19 protein-coding genes are annotated in these 22,304 nt (G+C 69.6%); 11 read left to right on the top strand and 8 right to left on the bottom strand.

The genetic code is table 11. The features are described from left to right. The first annotated feature begins 292 nt into the window (after positions 1-292). Positions 293-1,138 (top strand): protein phosphatase 2C domain-containing protein, encoded by an 846-nt coding sequence (locus E5671_RS31095; protein ID WP_202121326.1) that lies wholly within the window; start codon positions 293-295, stop codon positions 1,136-1,138. A 109-nt stretch (positions 1,139-1,247) separates the two neighbouring features. On the opposite strand, the gene E5671_RS31090 is transcribed toward E5671_RS31095, so the two are convergent. Further along, positions 1,248-1,760: a MarR family winged helix-turn-helix transcriptional regulator gene (locus tag E5671_RS31090; protein WP_160507195.1), complete on the bottom strand. Its 513-nt coding sequence runs from the start codon at positions 1,758-1,760 to the stop codon at positions 1,248-1,250. A gap of 278 nt (positions 1,761-2,038) precedes the next feature. On the opposite strand from E5671_RS31090, the gene E5671_RS31085 reads away from it, so the two are divergent. Then, entirely contained in the window at positions 2,039-2,881 is an 843-nt protein-coding gene (locus E5671_RS31085) for a lysozyme (protein WP_160507194.1), read from the top strand. Positions 2,882-2,955: 74 nt separating this feature from the next. Here E5671_RS31085 and lon read toward each other — a convergent pair whose 3' ends face one another. Both lon and E5671_RS31075 read right to left on the bottom strand, forming a co-directional pair. Continuing rightward, complete coding sequence (gene lon, locus E5671_RS31080) at positions 2,956-5,385, bottom strand: endopeptidase La (protein WP_160507193.1); 2,430 nt, start codon at positions 5,383-5,385, stop codon at positions 2,956-2,958. 108 nt (positions 5,386-5,493) lie between these two features. Continuing rightward, a complete protein-coding gene (locus E5671_RS31075) occupies positions 5,494-6,255 on the bottom strand; it encodes a rhomboid-like protein (RefSeq protein WP_237330272.1) in 762 nt (253 codons plus the stop codon). A gap of 152 nt (positions 6,256-6,407) precedes the next feature. On the opposite strand from E5671_RS31075, the gene E5671_RS31070 reads away from it, so the two are divergent. The 5 genes from E5671_RS31070 (at position 6,408) to E5671_RS31050 (ending at position 13,429) form a co-directional block, all read left to right on the top strand. Further along, the gene (locus E5671_RS31070) at positions 6,408-7,112 is read left to right on the top strand and encodes a spermidine synthase (protein WP_160507192.1); all 705 of its coding nucleotides are present in this window, start codon (positions 6,408-6,410) and stop codon (positions 7,110-7,112) included. A gap of 65 nt (positions 7,113-7,177) precedes the next feature. Then, complete coding sequence (locus E5671_RS31065; protein WP_055555160.1) at positions 7,178-7,918, top strand: response regulator transcription factor; 741 nt, start codon at positions 7,178-7,180, stop codon at positions 7,916-7,918. A gap of 13 nt (positions 7,919-7,931) precedes the next feature. Beyond that, positions 7,932-9,017, top strand: a complete 1,086-nt coding sequence (locus tag E5671_RS31060) for a HAMP domain-containing sensor histidine kinase (protein ID WP_160507191.1) — start codon at positions 7,932-7,934, stop codon at positions 9,015-9,017. 259 nt (positions 9,018-9,276) lie between these two features. After that, positions 9,277-13,077: a multifunctional oxoglutarate decarboxylase/oxoglutarate dehydrogenase thiamine pyrophosphate-binding subunit/dihydrolipoyllysine-residue succinyltransferase subunit gene (locus E5671_RS31055; RefSeq protein ID WP_160507190.1), complete on the top strand. Its 3,801-nt coding sequence runs from the start codon at positions 9,277-9,279 to the stop codon at positions 13,075-13,077. 169 nt (positions 13,078-13,246) lie between these two features. Continuing rightward, positions 13,247-13,429, top strand: coding sequence for a DUF6104 family protein (locus E5671_RS31050; RefSeq protein WP_003961784.1), 183 nt, complete (start codon positions 13,247-13,249; stop codon positions 13,427-13,429). A gap of 114 nt (positions 13,430-13,543) precedes the next feature. Here the strand turns inward: E5671_RS31050 and E5671_RS31045 are convergent, their stop codons facing one another. Next, positions 13,544-14,383, bottom strand: coding sequence for a hypothetical protein (locus tag E5671_RS31045; RefSeq protein ID WP_160507189.1), 840 nt, complete (start codon positions 14,381-14,383; stop codon positions 13,544-13,546). Between the two features lie 139 nt (positions 14,384-14,522). Here E5671_RS31045 and E5671_RS31040 point away from each other — a divergent pair, with 139 nt between their 5' ends. Together E5671_RS31040 and E5671_RS31035 are read left to right on the top strand one after the other, a co-directional pair. Continuing rightward, the gene (locus tag E5671_RS31040) at positions 14,523-15,464 is read left to right on the top strand and encodes a DUF4097 family beta strand repeat-containing protein (RefSeq protein ID WP_160507188.1); all 942 of its coding nucleotides are present in this window, start codon (positions 14,523-14,525) and stop codon (positions 15,462-15,464) included. 1 nt (position 15,465) lies between these two features. Continuing rightward, entirely contained in the window at positions 15,466-16,572 is a 1,107-nt protein-coding gene (locus E5671_RS31035) for a helix-turn-helix transcriptional regulator (RefSeq protein ID WP_160507187.1), read from the top strand. Between the two features lie 70 nt (positions 16,573-16,642). Here the strand turns inward: E5671_RS31035 and E5671_RS31030 are convergent, their stop codons facing one another. The 4 genes from E5671_RS31030 to E5671_RS31015 all read right to left on the bottom strand — a co-directional run bounded on the left by E5671_RS31030 (position 16,643) and on the right by E5671_RS31015 (position 19,828). Beyond that, positions 16,643-17,209, bottom strand: coding sequence for a Clp protease N-terminal domain-containing protein (locus E5671_RS31030; protein WP_160507186.1), 567 nt, complete (start codon positions 17,207-17,209; stop codon positions 16,643-16,645). Further along, the gene (locus E5671_RS31025) at positions 17,209-17,418 is read right to left on the bottom strand and encodes a helix-turn-helix domain-containing protein (RefSeq protein WP_160507185.1); all 210 of its coding nucleotides are present in this window, start codon (positions 17,416-17,418) and stop codon (positions 17,209-17,211) included. The genes E5671_RS31030 and E5671_RS31025 overlap by 1 nt, the downstream gene beginning before the upstream one ends. A gap of 60 nt (positions 17,419-17,478) precedes the next feature. Next, on the bottom strand, positions 17,479-18,444 hold the full coding sequence (locus E5671_RS31020) for a zinc-binding dehydrogenase (RefSeq protein ID WP_160507184.1): 966 nt from the start codon (positions 18,442-18,444) through the stop codon (positions 17,479-17,481). 169 nt (positions 18,445-18,613) lie between these two features. Beyond that, the gene (locus E5671_RS31015) at positions 18,614-19,828 is read right to left on the bottom strand and encodes a malic enzyme-like NAD(P)-binding protein (protein ID WP_160507183.1); all 1,215 of its coding nucleotides are present in this window, start codon (positions 19,826-19,828) and stop codon (positions 18,614-18,616) included. 537 nt (positions 19,829-20,365) lie between these two features. Here E5671_RS31015 and E5671_RS31010 point away from each other — a divergent pair. After that, the gene (locus tag E5671_RS31010; RefSeq protein ID WP_160507182.1) at positions 20,366-21,328 is read left to right on the top strand and encodes an ABC transporter substrate-binding protein; all 963 of its coding nucleotides are present in this window, start codon (positions 20,366-20,368) and stop codon (positions 21,326-21,328) included. Positions 21,329-21,363: 35 nt separating this feature from the next. Beyond that, complete coding sequence (locus tag E5671_RS31005) at positions 21,364-22,299, top strand: ABC transporter permease subunit (protein WP_160507181.1); 936 nt, start codon at positions 21,364-21,366, stop codon at positions 22,297-22,299. The last annotated feature ends 5 nt before the right edge of the window (positions 22,300-22,304 follow it).

The following is a 22,304-nucleotide window of genomic DNA, read 5'->3' as shown; positions in this document are numbered from 1 at the left end:
GCTCCAGACCCTTCCAGTGCCGGTGGGTGGCAGTCGTGCATCACATGCCTGGCCACCCGAAGGAGTGAACATCGGCGGGGAGTTGGCGAGCAAGTCCCGCCCCGGACCGAAAGTCTCGGCCACGGTGCGCCGGTTGGACGTCGACCGCAGGCTTTGGCAGGATGCGCCGCCACACGCCGCTGGAAGCGATCATTCCGACTGAAATCCGGCGTCTGACCTGCTGGTCCGGGCCAATCCTCGCCTTTCTGCGGCCTCCGGATGACCTTGTGAAGGCCTCGTGCAGACTGGCCGAATGCGTATCGAACTCGCCACCGAGCCCGGAGACCCCGCACGCCCCAACGAGGACTATGCCTCGGTGATTCTTCCTGCGGCCGGACAAGGCGGATCGCTCATCCTTCTGGATGGGGTGACTCCACCTGTCGGAGATGACGGCTGTCTGCATTCCGTCCCTTGGTTCACGGCGCGCCTCGGGGGCGCACTGGGGGAACTGTCCGTTTCACGACGGGATATGACGCTCTCTGAGATCCTCGCGGCGGCGATCGTGCGCACCGCGGAGGCTCATTGTCAAACCTGTGACCTTTCTCACCCGCGCACCCCTCAGGCCACCGTGATTCTGGTGCGTTGGGACGAGGACCAGGTCGAGCACCTCGTCCTGTCCGACTCCGCGCTCCTGATGGCGGGCCCCGACGGCCTGGTCACTCCGGTGCTCGACGAGCGCCTCACGGAACTGCCGCCGAGGATCCGCGCGATGCGTGACGCGGTCCGCGCGCTGCCGCGCGGCTCCGCCGAGCGCGAGGAGGCCGGCCGCGCGTACGGCGCCGCCGTCGAGGCCCTGCGGAACGCGGAGGACGGCTTCTTCACCGCGGCCGCGGACCCGTCGGCGGCGGCTCGGGCGGTCACAGGCAGCTGGCCGCGCGCCGAGGTGACGGCGGTGGCGGCCCTGACGGACGGGGTCGGCCGCTGGGTCGAGACGTTCCGGCAGGGCGACTGGGCGGAGTGCTTCGCGCTGCTGCGGAAGGACGGTCCGCAGCGCCTGGTGGACCGGGTACGGGAGCTGGAGCGCGCGGACCCGGAGGGCGCGGAGTTCCCGCGGGGCAAGCGGCATGACGACGCGGCGGTGGTGTACGCGGAGTTCTGACATAGCCGGGGGTGCGCCCCGAAGGGGCGCGGGGAACTGCGCGACCAGCCACGACGCGGCCGCGGACGGAGACCTGCCGCACCACGGCCCGAGCGGGCGGCCGGCCCCCTCAGGACTCCGGCGACTCGTTCAGCTGCCGCAGCAGGCGGGCAAGCTCCGCCACCTCCGTACGGTCCCACCCGGCCAGCTTCCGCACGTACCGCTCCCGCCGCCCCGCCCGCACCGTGCGGAACCGTGTCCCGCCCTCCTTCGTGAGGTGGACCAGCCAGGCCCGCCCGTCGGCGGGGTCGGGCTCGCGGGCGACGAGCCCCAGTTCCTCCAGGGCGCGCAGCTGGCGGCTCATCGTCGCCTTGCCGACGCCGATGTACGCGGCGAGATCCGTGGCCCGCTGCGGGCCCGAGTCGTCGAGGCAGACCAGGAGTCCGTACGCGGCGGGCTCCAGCTCGGGGTGGACCTGACGCGCCATCTCTCCGGAAGAGGCACGCGCCCGGCGCAGGAGCAGCGTCAACTCCCGCTCCAGGGAGAGGAACTCACGGTCGACCCCCTTGCTCACGTCGACTCCACCGCCCCTGTTCACGTCGACTCCACCGTCGTTCTCGCCCTCGTGCACTTCAGCACCCATGGCACGCTTTCTTTCCGGATCAGGGAAGTTTTCCGCCCCGCACGGCGGCAGACACCCGCGTCGGCCCATCGCCGCAGCTCGACCAGTATTTCGCAACGCCCCGACGGGCCATGCCGGGGACACCGCCGCAGGAGTAGACCAACGGCAGAGACCGGACCCTCTTCCCAGCCACGGGTCTACGTGCGTAGCGTCCCTCGTGACATGTTCACACCACGAACTGTCGACAGGTCCCCCCACGAGCTCCATCGAGCTCAACCGAGGCCTACGGAGGCACGCACATGCCCGTGCACAGACCCGGAACGCCCCGCCGCTCTCGCTGGTCAGCGGCCGGAATCCTGCTCTCAGTCCTCTCCGCCCTCTCCCTCCTCCTCACACTGCCGGGCGCCGCACAGGCCGCCGGCGGCGATGACACCCCGGCCCGCGGCTCAGCCCGCATGGGCCAGGGCGTCATCAAGCACGACGGGCAGGGCAGTCTGCCGCCCGGTGGCGACGCCGTACAGACCGAAGGCGTCGACGTCAGCAGCCATCAGGGCAACGTCGCCTGGTCGACGCTCTGGAACAGCGGCGTGAAGTGGTCCTACGTCAAGGCGACCGAGGGCACGTACTACAAGAACCCGTACTTCGCCCAGCAGTACAACGGTTCGTACAACGTGGGCATGATCCGCGGCGCCTACCACTTCGCGACGCCCGACACCTCCAGCGGCGCCGCCCAGGCCAACTACTTCGTGGACAACGGCGGCGGCTGGTCGCGCGACGGCAAGACGCTGCCGGGCGCGCTCGACATCGAGTGGAATCCGTACGGGGCGGCCTGCTTCGGCAAGTCACAGTCCGCGATGGTCACCTGGATCCGTGACTTCCTTAACCAGTACAAGGCGCGCACCGGGCGGCACGCGGTGATCTACACGGCCACCAGCTGGTGGAAGCAGTGCACCGGCAACTACGGCGGCTTCGCGGTCAACAACCCGCTGTGGATCGCGCGTTACAACACCTCTCCGGGTGAGCTGCCCGCCGGTTGGGGCTTCCACACGATGTGGCAGTACACGTCGACGGGCCCGACGGTCGGGGACCACAACAAGTTCAACGGCGCCCTGGACAGGGTCGTGGCGCTCGCCAACGGCTGAGCACGCACGTAGTGGCGCGAGGGCCCGGAACCCCCTTTCGGGGGCTCCGGGCCCTCACTCACCGGCCGCCCCCGTCACGCGGCGGCCGGAATCCTCACCTCGGCCTCGGTCAGGGCCAGTTCGAGCACCTGACGGACATCGGTCACCGGGTGCACGTCCAGCTTCTGGAGGATCTCCGCGGGCACGTCGTCCAGATCGGCCTCGTTCCGCTTCGGGATGATCACCGTGGTGATCCCGGCGCGGTGCGCGGCGAGCAGCTTCTGCTTGACGCCGCCGATCGGCAGCACCCGCCCGGTCAGCGACACCTCACCGGTCATGGCCACATCCGTACGGACGAGACGGCCGCTGAGCAGCGACGCGAGGGCGGTCGTCATGGTGACGCCCGCGCTCGGCCCGTCCTTGGGGACCGCGCCCGCCGGGAAGTGGATGTGCACGCCGCGTTCCTTCAGGTCGGCGACGGGCAGCTCCAGTTCGGCGCCGCGCGAGCGCAGGAAGGAGAGCGCGATCTGCGCGGACTCCTTCATCACGTCGCCGAGCTGACCGGTCAGGTTCAGTCCCGCGGCGCCGGTCTCCGGATCGGCGAGCGACGCCTCGACGAAGAGGACGTCACCGCCCGCGCCGGTGACCGCGAGCCCGGTCGCCACACCCGGCACAGCCGTGCGCCGCTCGGCCGGGTCCTGGGCGGACTCGGGCACGTGGTGCGGGCGCCCGATGAGCCCGCGCAGATCCTCGTCCGTCACCGTGAACGGCAGCTCCCGCTCCCCCAGTTCGTGCTGGGCCGCGACCTTGCGGAGCAGCCGCGCGACGGACCGCTCCAGGTTCCGTACGCCCGCTTCCCGGGTGTACTCCCCCGCGAGCTTGCGCAGCGCGCTCTCGTCCAGGGTGACCTCGTCCGTCTCCAGACCGGCCCGCTCCAGCTGGCGCGGGAGCAGGTGGTCGCGGGCGATGACGACCTTCTCGTCCTCGGTGTACCCGTCGAGCCTGACCAGCTCCATGCGGTCGAGCAGCGCCTCGGGGATGGATTCGAGGACGTTCGCCGTCGCCAGGAAGACGACATCGCTCAGGTCGAGCTCGACCTCCAGGTAGTGGTCACGGAAGGTGTGGTTCTGCGCCGGGTCGAGGACTTCGAGGAGGGCGGCTGCCGGGTCGCCGCGGAAGTCGGAGCCCACCTTGTCGATCTCGTCGAGGAGCACGACCGGGTTCATGGACCCGGCCTCCTTGATGGCCCGCACGATGCGTCCGGGCAGCGCCCCGACGTACGTACGACGGTGTCCGCGGATCTCCGCCTCGTCGCGTACGCCGCCGAGCGCGACCCGCACGAACTTGCGGCCCATGGCGTGCGCGACGGACTCGCCGAGGCTCGTCTTGCCGACACCCGGAGGCCCCACCAGGGCGAGCACCGCGCCGCCACGACGGCCACCGACGACCCCGAGGCCGCGGTCGGCGCGCCGCTTGCGCACCGCGAGGTACTCGGTGATGCGCTCCTTCACGTCCTCAAGGCCCGCGTGCTCGGCGTCAAGGACGTTCTGGGCGCCCTTGATGTCGTACTCGTCCTCGGTGCGTTCGTTCCACGGGAGTTCGAGGACGGTGTCGAGCCAGGTCCTGATCCAGGAGCCCTCGGGCGACTGGTCGCTGGACCGCTCCAGCTTGTCGACCTCCTTGAGGGCGGCCTCCCGTACGTTCTCGGGGAGGTCGGCGGCCTCGACGCGGGTGCGGTAGTCGTCGGACTCCTCAGCTGCGTCCTTGCTGTCGCCGTTGATCTCGCGCAGCTCCTTGCGCACGGCGTCGAGCTGGCGGCGAAGGAGGAACTCGCGCTGCTGCTTGTCGACGCCTTCCTGGACGTCCTTGGCGATGGACTCGGCGACGTCCTGCTCGGCGAGGTGCTCGCGCAGCTGCTCGGTGGCGAGCTTCAGGCGGGCGGCCGGGTCGTCGGTCTCCAGGAGCTCGATCTTCTGCTGGGTGGAGAGGAAGGGGGAGTATCCGGAGTTGTCGGCGAGGGCGGAGACGTCGTCGATCTGCGTGACGCGGTCCACGACCTGCCAGGCACCGCGCTTCTTCAGCCAGCTGGTGGCGAGTGCCTTGTACTCCTTGACCAGCTCGGCGACCACCCCCGGCAGGGGGTCGGGCACGGTCTCTTCGACCTTGACGCCCTCCACCCAGAGCGCGGCACCGGGCCCGGTCGTCCCGGCGCCGATCCGCACGCGGCCACGGCCGCGGATGAGCGCGCCGGGGTCGCCGTCGGAGAGGCGGCCGACCTGCTCGACGGTGCCGAGGACGCCTGTCGCCGCGTACGTCCCGTCGATGCGCGGAACAAGAAGGACCTGCGGCTTGCTGCTTCCACTGGAGCGTGCGGCCGCTTGGGCGGCCTCCACCGCGGCGCGTACCTCGGTGTCGGACAAGTCGAACGGAACCACCATGCCGGGCAGGACGACCTCGTCGTCGAGCGGCAGCACGGGCAGGGTCAGCGGCGTGGACGCGTTTGACTGAGCAGACTCAGCAGACATGATCTCCCCTTCGGCATTCAAGTTGAGCTATGTGGACTCAATGCACGTGAGTCCTTGAATGTTCCCCGAAGGATGTTCGCTGTGAGCGATCAGTTCGATACGAGGTGATCAGGCGGCCCGTCGCCACCGTCGCACCAGCGGCCACGTGGCGACGCCGATCGAAAGCGCGAGCAGATGACCCCAGTTCGTCATCGGGTCCGTGAACGCGATCAGGTCGTCGATCAGCATTCCCCCGAACCCGGCGAGCACCAGCCACCGCAGCCACGGCCTGAAGAGGCCCGCCAGCGCCCCGACGCTCGCCGCGACACCGAAGCTGATGCCGTAGTCGAGACGGTGCAGGGAGCTGTCCGGCAGGTGGCCCGCGAGGACCGAGAGGCCGACCGGGACCTCGGTCGCGAGGGTGGCGACGACATGCCCGAGCAGGAAGACGCCGGCCGTGCGCAGCGCCCCGATGCGGCGCTCCAGAGCCGTGAGGACGAGCAGGAAGCCGATCGCGTACGGCGAAGCGATGCCGCCCGCGATCCACAGCGCGCTGGCCACCAGGACGAGGAACGGCTCCTGCGTCAGGTGCGCGACGTCCGTGCTGGAGTGCCGGTGCAGGGCCGAGATGAGGGACGGGTCCGCGTACGTGGTCAGGAGTGACGTCACGGCGAGGACCACGGCATAGCCGAACGTGAAGGGCGTGCCCGTGGGGGTCGGGAGGAGGCGCCAGAGGTGCGGGCGCCGACGGGGCGGTGCGGCTCCCTCGGGGGCGGTCACTTCGGGAGCGGTCACTTCGGCAGGGCGTTCCCGTTGCCGGGGAATGGCGTCCAGGCCGGGCGGGGCTGTCTCCTCGGGCGCCGTGGGGGCAGCCGACACGCTCAGGTTCAAGGTGAGACGCTCCTTCCGTCATGTCCACCCTTTGCCGATCTTTCCGGCACTGTCTATGACCCGCGCCACGTGAGACACGGATCACAGCAACCTGAAGGCCCCGGTTCCCGTCCACCCCTGGCCGCACCGCCGCCGGTCATACGCTGGCCGCCATGCACACCGACATCACCACCCCCGTCGTCATCGACCGGCGCGAGGGGCCGTACGGCGAAGTCGTACTGCGGCGCCATGGTGCGCTTCTGCAGATCATCGCCAACGGCTGTTTCCTCATGGACACTTCGGACGGCCGCTCGGAGCGGCTGCTCGTCGACGCGGCGTACGACGCCCTTGACGACCCCAGGGAGCCCGCGCTGCTCATCGGCGGCCTGGGCGTCGGCTTCTCCCTCGCCCACGCGGCGGCCGACCCGCGCTGGGGCCGCATCACGGTCGTGGAGCGCGAGCAGGCCATCATCGACTGGCACCTCGCAGGCGCGGATGCCCCGCTGGCCGGGCTCTCCGGTGCCGCGCTCGCCGATCCGCGCACGGAGATCCTGCACACAGACCTCGTGGCGCACCTTTCCGGCGCCGACGCCCCTGACAGCACCCCGAAAACGTACGACGCGCTCTGTCTGGACATCGACAACGGCCCGGACTGGACGGTGACGGAGGACAACAACTCCCTCTATTCTCCCGCCGGTCTGGCGGCCTGTCAGGCTCGCCTCAACCCCGGCGGAGTGCTCGCCGTGTGGTCCGCCCAACCCTCGTCCGCTTTCGACTTCGCTCTACGGAATGCCGGGTTCCAGTCGGTACGGACGGAAGAGATCCCCGTTGCCCGAGGCGTACCCGACGTGGTTCATCTCGGCGTAAGGGCTGCGTAGCCGAGGTGCCTTCGCGACCCGTACCCTGCTGACCGAACACAAGCGATCAGTGTCAGGGGCGGGCGATGGAGCAGACACACACCTCCCACAACGGTGCGACGGCGGCGATGCCAGGCGCCCAGCGCCGGGTTCTGGTGGTCGAGGACGACCCGACGATCGTCGACGCCATCGCCGCCCGGCTACGCGCCGAGGGTTTCGTAGTGCAAACGGCGGGCGACGGCCCGTCCGCGGTCGACACCGCGCAGGCTTGGCAGCCCGATCTGCTGATCCTGGACATCATGCTGCCGGGCTTCGACGGGCTTGAAGTGTGCCGTCGGGTGCAGGCCCAGCGGCCGGTTCCGGTCCTCATGCTGACGGCGCGTGACGACGAGACGGACATGCTGGTCGGGCTCGGCGTCGGCGCCGACGACTACATGACCAAGCCGTTCTCGATGCGGGAGCTCGCGGCCCGCGTGCACGTCCTGCTGCGCAGGGTCGAGCGGGCCGCCCTTGCCGCGACCACCCCGCGCAGCGGCATCCTTCGGCTCGGCGAGCTGGAGATCGACCACGCCCAGCGGCGGGTCAGGGTCCGCAGCGAGGACGTACATCTGACGCCGACGGAGTTCGACCTGCTCGTCTGCCTGGCCAACACGCCGCGTGCGGTGCTCTCGCGCGAGCAGCTGCTCGCCGAGGTGTGGGACTGGGCGGACGCGTCGGGCACCCGGACCGTCGACAGCCACATCAAGGCACTGCGCCGGAAGATCGGCGCCGAGCGGATCCGTACGGTGCACGGCGTCGGGTACGCCCTGGAGACCCCGACCCCCTGAGGTGAGCCGTCCGATGACAGGTCCCTTCGGCGGGCTGCGGCCGTTCTCCATCAAGACCAAGCTCGGCACGCTGGTGGTCGTCTCGGTCTTCATCACCACGGGTCTGCTGATGGTGGCGATGAAGACGGAGACGGAACTGCGCTTCATCACCGTCTTCTCCGTGATCGCCACGCTGCTGATCACGCAGTTCGTGGCGCACAGCCTCACCGCGCCCCTGGACGAGATGAACTCCGTGGCGCGCGCCGTCTCGCACGGCGACTACACGCGCCGGGTGCGCGGCGCCGACCGCCGCGACGAGCTGGGCGACGTGGCCACCACGATCAACCGCATGGCGGACGACCTGGAGGCCCAGGACCAGCAGCGCAAGGAGCTGGTCGCCAACGTCTCGCACGAGCTGCGCACCCCCATCGCGGCGCTGCGGGCGGTCCTGGAGAACGTCGTCGACGGAGTCTCCGCCGCCGACCCCGAGACCATGCGTACGGCCCTGAAGCAGACGGAGCGGCTCGGGCGGCTTGTGGAGACCCTGCTCGACCTCTCCCGCCTGGACAACGGCGTCGTACCGCTGCGTGCCCGCCGCTTCGAAGTGTGGCCCTATCTGTCGGGCGTCCTGAAGGAGGCCAACATGGTGGCCTCCGCGCGCGCGGGCATCGCGTCGGGCTCCGGCAGCCACACGCGCACGGACGTGCATCTGCACCTGGACGTCACGCCGCCCGAGCTGACCGCGCACGCGGACGCCGAGCGCCTGCACCAGGTCGTGGCCAACCTCATCGACAACGCGGTCAAGCACAGCCCGCCGCACGGCCGCGTCACGGTGCGCGCCCGGCGCGGCCTCTACCCCGAGTCCCTCGACCTGGAAGTCCTCGACGAGGGCCCCGGCATCCCGGAGTCGGAGTGGCACCGGGTCTTCGAGCGCTTCAACCGCGGCAGCCACGCCAACACGCCTCCATCGGGCCCCGGCAGCGACGGCGGCACCGGGCTCGGGCTCGCCATCGCGCGCTGGGCGGTCGATCTGCACGGCGGGCACATCGGTGTGGCTGAATCCCCTCGGGGCTGCCGCATCCAGGTCACTCTTCCGGGCCTGCCCGAACTACGAAGTTGACGTAGGGTTCGAAACGGAAGCGATTCGCGGGCGCATCGGAAGCGCGCCCGGGTGACGCCACCGCGCTGGGCACGGCCCGCGCGGCCTACCGGCGATCCGGAACCTCGCTTGTTTCCCGCCATTTACGCCACCGAAACCCCCCATCCAATGTGACTTACGCGACGGATGACGGGGCCGGTCTGCACCTGACGGCGATGGAGGCGTAGCCTTAATTCCCGCTGTCCATCACCTTGTGAAGCGGAAGAGGGCGGTTACCGCCGTGTCGTCACAGTCCCCCAGTAGCTCGAGCATCTCGACCGACCAAGACGGTCAGGGCAAGGACCCTGCTGCTGCCTTCGGTCCCAATGAGTGGCTCGTCGACGAGATCTATCAGCAGTACCTCCAGGACCCGAACTCGGTCGACCGAGCCTGGTGGGACTTCTTCGCCGACTACAAGCCGGGAGCGGGCGCCTCACCTGCCGCTGCCCCGGCCAAGCCGGCGGGTGACGCAGCCGCGGGGGCTGCGGCCACCACGTCCCCCGCAGCTCCTGCCGCACCCGCCGCCACTCCGGCCGCACCCGCGGAGCCCGCCACGTCCGCCGCGCCCGCAGCTCCGGCTGCGAAGCCCGCGGCCGCCGCTCCGGCCCCCGCCGCCAAGCCCGCCGCCGCGAAGCCCGCCGCCAAGGCGGAGCCCGCGACGGAGGCACCGGCAGGACCCGAGTACGTGACGCTGCGCGGCCCCGCCGCCGCTGTTGCGAAGAACATGAACGCCTCCGTGGAGGTCCCGACGGCGACGTCGGTCCGCGCGGTCCCGGTGAAGCTGCTCTTCGACAACCGCATCGTCATCAACAACCACCTCAAGCGCGCCCGCGGCGGGAAGATCTCCTTCACGCACCTCATCGGGTACGCGATGGTGCAGGCCATCAAGGCCATGCCGTCGATGAACTACTCCTTCGTGCAGAAGGACGGCAAGCCGACGCTGGTCAAGCCGGAGCACGTGAACTTCGGCCTCGCCATCGACCTCGTGAAGCCGAACGGCGACCGCCAGCTGGTCGTCGCGGGCATCAAGAAGGCCGAGACGCTGAACTTCTTCGAGTTCTGGCAGGCCTACGAGGACATCGTCCGCCGCGCACGCGACGGCAAGCTCGGCATGGACGACTTCACCGGAGTCACGGTCTCGCTGACCAACCCCGGCGGCCTCGGCACCGTCCACTCGGTCCCCCGCCTGATGCCCGGACAGTCGGTCATCATGGGCGTCGGCTCGATGGACTACCCCGCGGAGTTCCAGGGCACCTCCCAGGACACCCTGAACAAGCTCGGCATCTCGAAGGTCATGACGCTCACGTCGACCTACGACCACCGGGTGATCCAGGGCGCCGCCTCCGGCGAGTTCCTGCGGATCGTCGCGAACCTGCTGCTCGGCGAGAACGACTTCTACGACGAGATCTTCAAGGCGCTGCGCATCCCCTACGAGCCGGTCCGCTGGCTCAAGGACATCGACGCCTCGCACGACGACGACGTCACGAAGGCCGCCCGCGTCTTCGAGCTGATCCACTCCTACCGCGTCCGCGGCCACGTCATGGCCGACACGGACCCGCTGGAGTACAAGCAGCGCAAGCACCCCGACCTGGACATCACCGAGCACGGCCTCACCCTGTGGGACCTGGAGCGCGAGTTCGCGGTCGGCGGCTTCGCCGGCAAGTCGATGATGAAGCTGCGCGACGTCCTCGGCGTCCTGCGCGACTCGTACTGCCGCACCACCGGCATCGAGTTCATGCACATCCAGGACCCGAAGCAGCGCAAGTGGCTCCAGGACCGCATCGAGCGCACCCACGCCTCAAAGCCCGAGCGCGAGGAGCAGCTGCGCATCCTGCGCAGGCTGAACGCCGCCGAGGCCTTCGAGACGTTCCTCCAGACGAAGTACGTCGGCCAGAAGCGCTTCTCCCTGGAGGGCGGCGAGTCGGTCATCCCGCTGCTCGACGCCGTCATCGACAGCGCCGCGGAGTCGCGCCTGGACGAGGTCGTCATCGGCATGGCCCACCGCGGCCGCCTGAACGTCCTCGCGAACATCGTGGGCAAGTCGTACGCCCAGATCTTCCGCGAGTTCGAGGGCAACATGGACCCCAAGTCCATGCACGGCTCCGGCGACGTGAAGTACCACCTGGGCGCCGAGGGCACCTTCACCGGCCTGGACGGCGAGCAGATCAAGGTCTCGCTCGCGGCGAACCCGTCCCACCTGGAGACGGTCGACCCGGTCATCGAGGGCATCACCCGCGCCAAGCAGGACATCATCAACAAGGGCGGCACGGACTTCACGGTCCTGCCGGTCGCCCTGCACGGTGACGCGGCCTTCGCGGGCCAGGGTGTGGTCGCCGAGACGCTCAACATGTCGCAGCTGCGCGGCTACCGCACGGGCGGCACGGTCCACATCGTCATCAACAACCAGGTCGGCTTCACCGCCGCCCCGGAGTCGTCGCGCTCCTCCATGTACGCCACGGACGTGGCCCGCATGATCGAGGCGCCGATCTTCCACGTGAACGGCGACGACCCCGAGGCCGTCGTGCGCATCGCGCGCCTCGCCTTCGAGTTCCGCCAGGCGTTCAACAAGGATGTGGTCATCGACCTCATCTGCTACCGCCGCCGCGGTCACAACGAGTCGGACAACCCGGCGTTCACGCAGCCGCTGATGTACGACCTGATCGACAAGAAGCGCTCGGTGCGCAAGCTCTACACCGAGTCCCTCATCGGTCGCGGCGACATCACCCTGGAAGAGGCCGAGCAGGCTCTGCAGGACTTCCAGGGACAGCTGGAGAAGGTCTTCACGGAGGTCCGCGAGGCCATCTCGCAGCCCGCCGAGGCCGAGGTCCCGGCCCCCGAGGCGGAGTTCCCGGTGAACGTCGACACGTCGATCACCCAGGAAGTCGTCAAGCGGATCGCCGAGTCCCAGGTCAACATCCCCGACCGGGTCACGGTCCACCCGCGTCTGCTGCCCCAGCTGCAGCGCCGCGCCTCGATGATCGAGGACGACACGATCGACTGGGGCATGGGCGAGACCCTCGCCATCGGCTCGCTGCTCCTGGAGGGCACGCCGGTCCGCCTGTCGGGCCAGGACTCGCGTCGTGGCACGTTCGGTCAGCGCCACGCGGTCCTCATCGACCGTGAGACGGGCGAGGACTTCACGCCGCTCCTGTACCTCTCCGAGGACCAGGCGCGCTACAACGTCTACGACTCGCTCCTCTCCGAGTACGCGGTGATGGGCTTCGAGTACGGCTACTCTCTGGCCCGCCCCGAGTCCCTCGTCATGTGGGAAGCGCAGTTCGGTGACTTCGTCAACGGCGCGCAGACGGTGGTGGACGAGTACATCTCGGCCGCCGAGCAGAAGTGGAACCAGCACTCCGGCGTCACGCTGCTGCTGCCGCACGGCTACGAGGGCCAGGGCCCGGACCACTCGTCCGCCCGCATCGAGCGCTTCCTCCAGCTGTGCGCGCAGAACAACATGACGGTCGCGATGCCGACTCTGCCGTCGAACTACTTCCACCTCCTGCGGTGGCAGGTGCACAACCCGCACCACAAGCCGCTGGTGGTCTTCACCCCGAAGTCGATGCTGCGCCTCAAGGCGGCGGCCTCGAAGACGGAGGAGTTCACGACGGGCGGCTTCCGCCCGGTCATCGGCGACGACTCGGTCGACGCGTCGGCGGTCCGCAAGGTCGTCTTCTGCGCCGGCAAGCTGTACTACGACCTCGAAGCCGAGCGGAAGAAGCGCGGCGACACGGGCACCGCGATCATCCGTATCGAGCGTCTGTACCCGCTGCCGGGTGCCGAGCTCCAGGCGGAGATCGCCAAGTACCCGAACGCCGAGAAGTACCTGTGGGCGCAGGAGGAGCCGGCGAACCAGGGCGCGTGGCCCTTCATCGCCCTCAACCTCATCGACCACCTGGACCTGGCGGTCGGCGCGGACATCCCGCACGGCGAGCGCCTGCGCCGCATCTCGCGGCCGCACGGCTCGTCCCCGGCGGTCGGCTCGAAGAAGCGCCACGAGCAGGAGCAGGAGCAGCTGCTTCGCGAGGTCTTCGAGGCGTAAGCCTGAGCGGTCCGTGTGAGCGGTCCGTACGCCGGTGGGCCCGGTCCCGAGTGCTTGTCACCCGGGGCCGGGCCCACCGTCGTATCGGCTTATCCTGAATGTGCTGAAGCTGCTGAGTGTGCTGAGCACATCGTTCGTCTGTAGTCGTTCCTGAATCGCGGAGCCTGTCTTGTACTTCACCGACCGTGGCATCGAGGAGCTGGAGAAGCGGCGCGGCGAGGAGGAAGTCACCTTCGAGTGGCTCGCCGAGCAGCTCCGCACCTTCGTGGACCTCAACCCGGACTTCGAGGTCCCGGTCGAGCGCCTGGCGACCTGGCTGGCCCGTCTGGACGACGAGGACGAGGACGAGTAGCCCGCGTCACCCGTCAGGACCTGTACGCAGACGTGGTCGGCCCCCGGGGACGGGGCCGTGCGCGGGGGCGGCGTCCATGGCATCGAGGTAGCCGCCCGCCACTAAGGGCCCCTCTCAACCCCGCCCGGACCCGGCGTCAGCCGCTCGCACCCTGTCGTACGCAAGCCCCAAGGCGCCGTGCACCAGCAGGAGCGCTCCCGCCACGGCCCAGCCCCCGCTGCGCCGCCGCACGGCCCACGCCGTGAGCGGCAGCCCCGCGGCCATCTGCGCCACGGCCAGCGCGCGGGCCCGAGGTCCGCGCAGCCAGGGCCCGAAGGGTCCCCGCTCGACCACGTCCAGCTCCGCCCGCACCACGTCCCGCCACCCGGACCACTCCACCTCCCGGACTCCCGGCACCACGCGTGCCACCGCGCGCAGCCGGTCCGCGGGTTCGCCGGGGCCGAGGCCGGACGGGAGCGTCACCCCTGCCCGCGCGAGGACGGCGAGCAGGCCCAGCAGTCGTGCGCGAGCGTCGGACTCCGTGTCGGGGCGCCCCAGGGCCTCCAGGGGCTGCATGTCCAGGACAGGGTCGAGGCCGAGGCGTGCGGCGAAGGTGCGCAGGGCCTCGTCCTCGCCTACGGGCGTCCCGTTCGCCAACCACACGTACTCGACTGTGCGCCGGAAGCCCGCGGCGAGGGTGCAGCCGGAGCGGTCGGAGTCCCACCACAGGGCGAGCACCGGCCAGGTCGACCCCACGGCGAGTGCGGTGGCCCAGCCGGTGAGCACCCGGTCCACCGGTTCGTCACCGCGCACCCAGGGCTTGCCTTCGGGTACGAGAACGCTCCACTCGCGGCCCGCCGGGGCGAGCAGCATCTGTTCGCGCAACAGGCGGGCGGAGGGCTCGACCACGTCGGGTTCGGCCCGGCAGAGCAGCAGCGCGCCGGCGGCGGTGTGCTCGAAAGCTTCGGACGGCATGGCCCCACGCTAGGTCAAATCGCCATATTTAGCGCAGAGGAGCGGTAGCGTCTTGACTTTCCGCGACCGCGATATATCGTGTATCTCAGAGACGCGATATGGCGCGTTGCAGCCCAGCCCGCCCGAGGAGGTCAGCCCGATGTCAGAGTGGTCCGTCGCCGAGCCCCAGAAACTCACGTTCGACGCCCCCGTGAAGACCCTCCATGTGCGCGTCGTCAACGGAACAGTGAACGTCGTGGGCACCGACGAAGTTTCCGCCCGGCTCGAAGTCTCCGAGATCGAGGGGCCGCCCCTGACCGTCACGCAGGCCGACGGCATCCTGACTGTCGCGTATGACGACCTGCCCTGGAAGGGCTTCCTCAAGTGGCTCGACCGCAAGGGCTGGCGCCGCAGTGCCGTGATCTCCCTTGCCGTCCCCGCGGGCACCCGTGTCGAGGTGGGCGTGGTCGGGGCGGGCGCCGTGGTCTCGGGGATCGAGGGGACCACGGAGGTCAAGGGCGTCACCGGCGACACGACCCTCGTCGGCCTCTCGGGCCGGGTCCGCGCCGACACGGTCTCGGGCAGCCTGGAGGCGCAGGGCATCACCGGCGATCTGCGGTTCAACTCCGTCTCCGGCGATCTGACCGTCTTCGAGGGCGCGGGCTCCTCCGTTCGGGCCGATTCGGTGAGCGGCTCGATGATCGTGGACCTCGACCCGGCGGGCACCCCGGCCGACATCGGCCTGACGAGCGTGTCCGGTGAGATCGCGATACGGCTGCCCCACCCGACGGACGCGGACGTCGAGGCGAACACCGCGAGCGGAGCCGTGTCCAACGCGTTCGAGGATCTGCGGGTCAGCGGCCAGTGGGGGGCGAAGAAGATCACCGGCCGCCTGGGTTCGGGCAGCGGAAAGCTGAAGGCGACGACGGTGTCGGGGTCCATCGCGCTGCTGCGCAGGCCACCGACGGAGGAAGATCCGTACGACGAGGTCCCGCCGACCGCGTCCCCGTCGGAGCCGTCGCACCCCACGGACCCGACGGACCCGACGGACACGCCCCCGGCCGACGACGCCGCCACCCCGACCGACAAGAAGGTGCTCTGAGATGGCCCCTGTCTTCGCCCACGGCCGACTGCGCCTGTACCTGCTCAAGCTCCTCGACGAGGCGCCGCGCCACGGCTATGAAGTAATCCGCCTCCTGGAGGAGCGCTTCCAGGGCCTCTACGCGCCTTCGGCGGGGACGGTCTACCCCCGCCTGGCGAAGCTGGAGGCCGAGGGCCTGGTCACGCACACCACCGAAGGTGGCCGCAAGGTGTACGCCATCACGGACGCGGGCCGCGCCGAACTGGCCGACCGCAGCGGTGAGCTGGCCGATCTGGAGCTGGAGATCCGCGATTCCGTCGCCGAGCTCGCCGCCGAGATCCGGGACGGCGTGCGGGGCGCGGCCGGTGAGCTCCGCCGTGAGATGCGGGAGGCGGCCAAGGAGGCGCGCGCGTCCGGCGGCAGGCCCGAGGGCAAGAGCGGCGCAGGCGCAGGCGTCGGCTCCGGCTCCGGCTCCGGAGCGGCCTCCGGCAAGCCCTTCCCCGACCCCTCGGACTTCTTCGACGGCTCCTGGGGCGACAACGACGGCTGGCGCCAGGCCAAGGAGGAGTTCAAGCGCGCAAAGCAGGAGTGGAAGGAGCAGGCCCGGCGGGCGAAGGACGAGACCCGCAGGGCACGCGAGGACGCCCAGCGCGCCCGCCGCCAGGCTCAGGACGCGCAGGAGACCGCGCGCGCCCAGGCGCAGGAGGAGGTGCAGCGCATCGCACGGCGCGTCCAGGCCCAGGTGCAGGACCACTTCACGCGGGGCGACTGGCCGACGGGGGTCCGCGAGGGTCTGACGGAACTGGCCAAGGAGTTCGGCGAGTTCGGCAAGGACCTGGGCAAGGACTTCGGGCGCAAGAGCCCGAAGCCGACCGCCGCCGAGGAGCCCAAGTTCACATCCGCCCCCGAGGACGTGGTCCCCACGGAGTATGTCCCGGAGTGGGCGCAGGAGGACACCACCGGCAATCCGTCACGTGACCTGGACCGCCTCCTGGACCGCTTCCGTGACGACATCCGGGACGCGGCCCGGGACCACGGCGTGACGGAGGACCAACTCCGCGACGCCCGGCGCCACTTGTCGTCGGCGGCGGCCCACATCGCCGCGAGCCTGCGCACCCCGAAGGGCTGACCTGGGCGGCCACCTGGGCCGCCCAGACCTCCCAGGCCGCAGGCCGCCCAGGCCGCCCAGGCCCATCCGCTTACGCGGCGCCCTCGCCGTACAGCACCCTCTCCACCGACTCATGGGTCACGCCATGGTCCGCGAGGACCTCACTGACGAGCCCTGGGCGGACGGTCAGAGCGAACAGGATGTGCTCGTCGCCGATGTACCGGTCCCTGCGAGCGGTGGCCATGCGCAGGGACCTCACCAGGGTGTCCTTGGCCTCGCGGGTGAACGGCCGGTGTCCGCTCAAGGCCCGGCCGGGACGGCGCCCGGCCCTGCGGCCACCCGCCAACGCGCCCACGCCGTGGGCCTCTTCGACCCGGGAGACGATCTCGGACACATCGATGCCGAGTCCGGCCAGCGCCTCCGTGTCGGCCTGCGAGAGGCCCGCGCGGCGCCGCGCCTCACCCAGCGCCCCCTCGATCGAGTCCCGGCGGCGCGTGGCACCGAGCGAGGCCAGGGCGAAGGACGCCCGGCTCGCCTCGCGGTCGAGCAGCGCGAGGAGCATGTGCCCGTCGTCGACGAAGGCCGCACCCTCGCCCACGGCATGCTCGACCGCGCCTTTGACCACGGCGCGGGCGTCCTTCGTGAACCGCTCGAACATCACTGCCTCCCGTACTTCTTGTGCACGGCCTGCCTGCTCACTCCGAGCTCCGCGGCGATCCCCTGCCACGACCAGCCCTGCTGACGCGCACTGCGCACCTGCACGGCCTCCAACTGCTCCACCAGCCTCCGCAGCGCGGAGACGGCCCGCAGTCCGACTCGTGGGTCACGGTCACCCGCACGCTCGGCGAGATCCGTAGCTTCGGTCATGCATGTCAACTTACGTTGACGGGAGGTGGATGTCAACCACAGTTGACATGCGGGGGCAGGTCACCCGACTTCGAGCACGATCTTCCCGAACAGGTCGCCGGACTCCAGGCGCTCGAAGCCCTCACGCGCCCGGTCCAGCGGCAGCACCTCATCGATGACGGGGCGCACGCCCGTGGCCGCGCAGAAGGACAGCAGGTCCTCCAGCTCGTCCTTGGACCCCATCGTCGAACCGACGATCTTCAGCTCCAGGAAGAAGACCCGGGTCAGCTCCGCGTGCGAGGGCCGGTCACCGCTGGTCGCGCCCGAGATCACCAGAGTGCCGCCCGGCTTGAGGGACTTGACGGAGTGCGACCACGTCGCCGCACCCACCGTCTCGATGACGGCGTCCACCCGCTGCGGCAGCCGCGCGCCGGACTCGACGGCCTCCACCGCGCCCAGCTCCAGGGCCCGCTTCCGCTTGGCCTCGTCGCGGCTCGTGGCGAAGACCCGCAGGCCCGCCGCCTTGCCGAGCACGATCGCGGCCGTCGCGACGCCGCCACCGGCGCCCTGGACGAGGACCGAGTCCCCCGGGCGCACACCGGCGTTGGTGAAGAGCATGCGGTACGCGGTGAGCCACGCGGTCGGCAGGCAGGCCGCCTCGGCGAACGACAGCTCCTTCGGCTTCGGCAGCAGATTCCACGTGGGGACACAGACCTGCTCGGCGAACGTCCCCTGGTACTTCTCGGTCAGGATGGAGCGGCCCTCGTCGGGGCCGACGCCGTACCCGGTCTGGCCGATGACGGAGTGCAGGACGACCTCGTTGCCGTGCTCGTCGATCCCCGCGGCGTCACAGCCGAGGATCATCGGCAGCCGGCCCTCGGGGAGTCCGACCCCGCGCAGGGACCACAGGTCGTGATGGTTGAGGGAGGCGGCCCGGACATTCACGGTCGACCAGCCGTCCCTGGCCTCGGGGGCGGGACGCTCCCCCAACTCAAGGCCACTGAGCGGCTGGTCACGGTCGATGCGGGCGGCGTAGGCAGCGAACATGAGGTGACGATAGGCCGCGGGCCTACCCGGACGTAACCACGCACGACTGTGACGCGCGCCGCGCCCGCTGCCTCGTACACCCCCGCCCCGCCCCACACGCGCCGCGCCCCCGCCTCGTACGCATCGAGGCGTACGAAACGGGGGCGCGGTCACGCCATGAAGTCACCGATCAGCGGCGGGCAACGCCCTCGGCACGCGCGGCCGCGGCCACGGCAGCAGTGACAGCCGGGGCGACCCTCTCGTCGAACGGCGAGGGGATCACGTAATCGGCGGAGAGCTCATCGCCCACCACGCCGGCCAGCGCCTCCGCCGCGGCGATCTTCATCGTCTCGGTGATCCGCGAGGCCCGGACCTGCAGCGCGCCCGCGAAGATGCCGGGGAAGGCGAGCACGTTGTTGATCTGGTTCGGGTAGTCCGAGCGCCCCGTCGCGACGACAGCCGCGTACTTGTGGGCGATGTCCGGGTGCACCTCGGGGTTCGGGTTGGCCATGGCGAACACGAACGAGTTCGGCGCCATGGAGGCGACCGCGGGCTCGGGGACGGTGCCGCCCGAGACGCCGATGAACACGTCCGCACCCGCCAGCGCGCTCTCCAGCGAACCGCTGAGCCCGGCCTTGTTGGTGATCTCCGCGAGCTCACGCTTGACCGGGGTGAGGTCCTCCCGGTCCCGGCTCACGACGCCCTTGCGGTCCGCGACCGCCACATCGCCGAGGCCCGCTTCGAGCAGGAACTTGGCGATCGCGACACCGGCCGCACCGGCGCCGGAGATCACGGCACGCAGCTCACCGAGCGTGCGCCCGGTCAGCCGCGCCGCGTTCCGCAGCGCGGCGAGCGTCACGACCGCCGTGCCGTGCTGGTCGTCGTGGAAGACCGGAATGTCGAGCCGCTCCTGGAGCTTGCGCTCGATCTCGAAGCAGCGCGGCGCCGAGATGTCCTCGAGGTTCACACCACCGAAGGACGGCGCCATCCGCACCACGGTCTCGACGATCTCGTCCGCGTCCGTCGTCGCGAGCGCGACCGGAACGGCGTCCACGCCGCCGAACTGCTTGAAAAGAATGGCCTTGCCCTCCATCACGGGGAGGGAGGCCTCGGGACCGATGTCACCGAGGCCGAGCACGGCCGTGCCGTCGGTGACCACGGCCACGACGTTCGACTTCCATGTGTAGTCGTTCACCAGCTCCGGCTGCTCGGCGATCGCGGTGCACACTTTCGCGACGCCGGGCGTGTACGCCAGGGACAGGTCGTCCTTGTCCCGCACCGGCACAGTGGCCTGCACGGCCATCTTGCCGCCACGGTGCAGCGCGAACGCCGGATCGAAGGGCTCTTCCGCGCCTTCGTGACCCGTACTGCTGTCGCTGCGAGGATTGACGATCTCCGCTGCCACTTGTCTGACCCCTTAAGTCTTAAATCATCAGTTGAGGGTGTCCACTCCTGGTTGAGAAGTGGGCGGGCACCGCGTCTGTTCCCCGCCTGTCGGCGGAGGGAGGTACAGACACGCGAGCGCGCCGCACACGCGCTCTGGGCCCCGGATGAGGGGTGTAACGAACCTTTCTACCTGACGGTCCTTGCCATGGGCGAGTGGGATTGGTTACGTGAGGCGCCCGTGGCCGTTGTGGTGGTCCTACAAGAACGGAACGGGCCCATGCCCGAATTTCCGAAGAGCGCACGCCGCCGGTCCGCATCGCGAGATTCACCCGAGATTCACCGAAGATCTCAAATGGCGGTACTTCGTTCCAGGCCGGTACGGCCCGGTTGTCCCAGCCTGTCTGGGTGGCGTGGTCACCCGTTATCCGATTTTGACATCTCTGGCACCCAGAATCGGACGGTCCGAATGGCAAGATGCCGTCATCACACGAGGTCGCGACACCCGAAGGTGTGTGCACGACCGCTCGGCAACTCCCTCATCCGCCGGAGGACCCTCATGACCGCACGCTCCATCTGTCGTACCACCGCCGGCAGGTCCGCGAAGTCCCGGATGGCCACGGTCGGCGCGATCGCGGTCGCCGGCGCGCTGCTGCTGACCGGCTGCGGTGACCAGACCAAGAGCAAGGACGAGGGCGGCGAGAAGGTGAGCAACGCGCCGCTCGCCGACAAGCTCCCCAAGGACATCCGTGACGCGGGTGTCGTCAAGGTCGGTTCGGACATCGCGTACCCGCCCGTCGAGTTCAAGGACAAGTCGGGCAAGACCGTCGGCATCGACCCCGACCTCGGTGACGCGCTCGGCAAGCAGCTCGGCGTGAAGTTCCAGTTCGACAACGGCACCTTCGACACCCTGCTCGGCGGTCTGCGCTCCAAGCGCTACGACCTCGCGATGTCGGCCATGACCGACACCAAGAACCGCCAGGAAGGCGTCGACGAGGAGACCGGCAAGAAGATCGGCGACGGCGTCGACTTCGTCGACTACTTCACCGCGGGCGTCTCGATCTACACCAAGAAGGGCGACGACCAGGGCATCAAGACCTGGGCCGACCTCTGTGGCAAGAAGATCGTCGTCCAGCGCGGCACCGTCTCGCACGACCTGGCCAAGGCCGAGTCGAAGAAGTGCAAGGGCGGCAAGAAGATCACCATCGAGTCCTTCGACAACGACCAGCAGGCCCAGACCCGCCTGCGCTCCGGCGGCGCGGACGCCGGTTCCTCGGACTTCCCGGTCGCCGCGTACGCGGTGAAGACCTCGGGCGGCGGCAAGGACTTCGAGCTGGTCGGCGAGCAGGTCGAGGCCGCTCCGTACGGCATCGCGATCTCCAAGAAGAACCCCGAACTGCGTGACGCGATCAAGGCCGCACTCGACGCGATCATCAAGAACGGCGAGTACGACAAGATCATCTCGAAGTGGGGCGTCGAGGACGGCGCGGTGAAGGAAGCCAAGATCAACGGCGGCAAGTGACCGCGTAACCGTCTCGCCGCTGAAAGGCCACTCCCGTGACTACCGACATCTCCAAGAAGGGGCCGGAGGACACACCCCCGTCCTCCCACCCTGAGGCCATCAAGGCCATCCCCGTCCGGCACTACGGCCGGTACGTCTCCGCGGTCCTCGCCATCGGTGCGCTCGCCGCGATCGTCTTCGCGTTCGCGCAGGGCGACATCAACTGGGACGCGATCCCCGACAACTTCTTCGACGAACGCATCATGAAGGGCGTCAGGGAGACCCTGCTCCTGACCGTCCTCTCGATGCTCATCGGCGTGGTCGGCGGCGTCCTCCTCTCGGTGATGCGCCTGTCCAAGAACCCGGTGACCTCGTCGATCGCCTGGTTCTACATCTGGTTCTTCCGCGGTACGCCGGTCCTGGTCCAGCTCTTCATCTGGTTCAACCTCGGCTTCGTCTTCGAGTACGTGAACCTCGGCCCCGTCTACAAGGACGAGTGGTCGGACTTCATGACGCCGTTCCTGACGGCGCTGCTCGGCCTGGGTCTCAACGAGGCCGCGTACATGGCGGAGATCTGCCGCGCCGGTCTGCTCTCGGTCGACGAGGGCCAGACCGAGGCGTCCCACGCGCTCGGCATGAGCCACGGCAAGACGCTGCGCCGGGTCGTGCTTCCGCAGGCGATGCGCGTGATCGTGCCGCCGACGGGCAACGAAGTCATCAACATGCTCAAGACGACGTCCCTGGTGGCGGCGGTCCAGTACTTCGAACTGCTGCGGTACGCCCAGGACATCGGCACCTCCTCCGGCGCCACGGTCGAGACGCTGCTGCTCGCCGCGACCTGGTACCTGATCATGACGTCGATCCTCAGCGTCGGTCAGTTCTACCTGGAGCGTTACTACGCACGCGGTTCGTCGCGCTCCCTGCCGGCCACTCCCTTCCAGAAGATCAAGGCCAACATGCTGTCGCTCGGCAACCGTTCGGGGGTGCGCTGATGACC

The organism is Streptomyces sp. BA2 (genome assembly GCF_009769735.1).
In the GTDB taxonomy this organism is placed as follows: Bacteria; Actinomycetota; Actinomycetes; order Streptomycetales; family Streptomycetaceae; genus Streptomyces.
Note: the sequence above shows the minus strand (reverse complement) of the source record. Positions and strands in the feature narration are given on the sequence as shown.

Excerpts from the sequence above, each read along its gene's own strand:
- E5671_RS31095 (WP_202121326.1), top strand. The coding sequence starts at position 293 with ATGCGTATCGAACTCGCCACCGAGCCCGGAGACCCCGCACGCCCCAAC.
- E5671_RS31090 (WP_160507195.1), bottom strand. The coding sequence starts at position 1,760 with ATGGGTGCTGAAGTGCACGAGGGCGAGAACGACGGTGGAGTCGACGTG.
- E5671_RS31085 (WP_160507194.1), top strand. The coding sequence starts at position 2,039 with ATGCCCGTGCACAGACCCGGAACGCCCCGCCGCTCTCGCTGGTCAGCG.
- lon (WP_160507193.1), bottom strand. The coding sequence starts at position 5,385 with ATGTCTGCTGAGTCTGCTCAGTCAAACGCGTCCACGCCGCTGACCCTG.
- E5671_RS31070 (WP_160507192.1), top strand. The coding sequence starts at position 6,408 with ATGCACACCGACATCACCACCCCCGTCGTCATCGACCGGCGCGAGGGG.
- E5671_RS31065 (WP_055555160.1), top strand. The coding sequence starts at position 7,178 with ATGGAGCAGACACACACCTCCCACAACGGTGCGACGGCGGCGATGCCA.
- E5671_RS31060 (WP_160507191.1), top strand. The coding sequence starts at position 7,932 with ATGACAGGTCCCTTCGGCGGGCTGCGGCCGTTCTCCATCAAGACCAAG.
- E5671_RS31045 (WP_160507189.1), bottom strand. The coding sequence starts at position 14,383 with ATGCCGTCCGAAGCTTTCGAGCACACCGCCGCCGGCGCGCTGCTGCTC.
- E5671_RS31040 (WP_160507188.1), top strand. The coding sequence starts at position 14,523 with ATGTCAGAGTGGTCCGTCGCCGAGCCCCAGAAACTCACGTTCGACGCC.
- E5671_RS31035 (WP_160507187.1), top strand. The coding sequence starts at position 15,466 with ATGGCCCCTGTCTTCGCCCACGGCCGACTGCGCCTGTACCTGCTCAAG.
- E5671_RS31030 (WP_160507186.1), bottom strand. The coding sequence starts at position 17,209 with ATGTTCGAGCGGTTCACGAAGGACGCCCGCGCCGTGGTCAAAGGCGCG.
- E5671_RS31025 (WP_160507185.1), bottom strand. The coding sequence starts at position 17,418 with ATGACCGAAGCTACGGATCTCGCCGAGCGTGCGGGTGACCGTGACCCA.
- E5671_RS31020 (WP_160507184.1), bottom strand. The coding sequence starts at position 18,444 with ATGTTCGCTGCCTACGCCGCCCGCATCGACCGTGACCAGCCGCTCAGT.
- E5671_RS31010 (WP_160507182.1), top strand. The coding sequence starts at position 20,366 with ATGACCGCACGCTCCATCTGTCGTACCACCGCCGGCAGGTCCGCGAAG.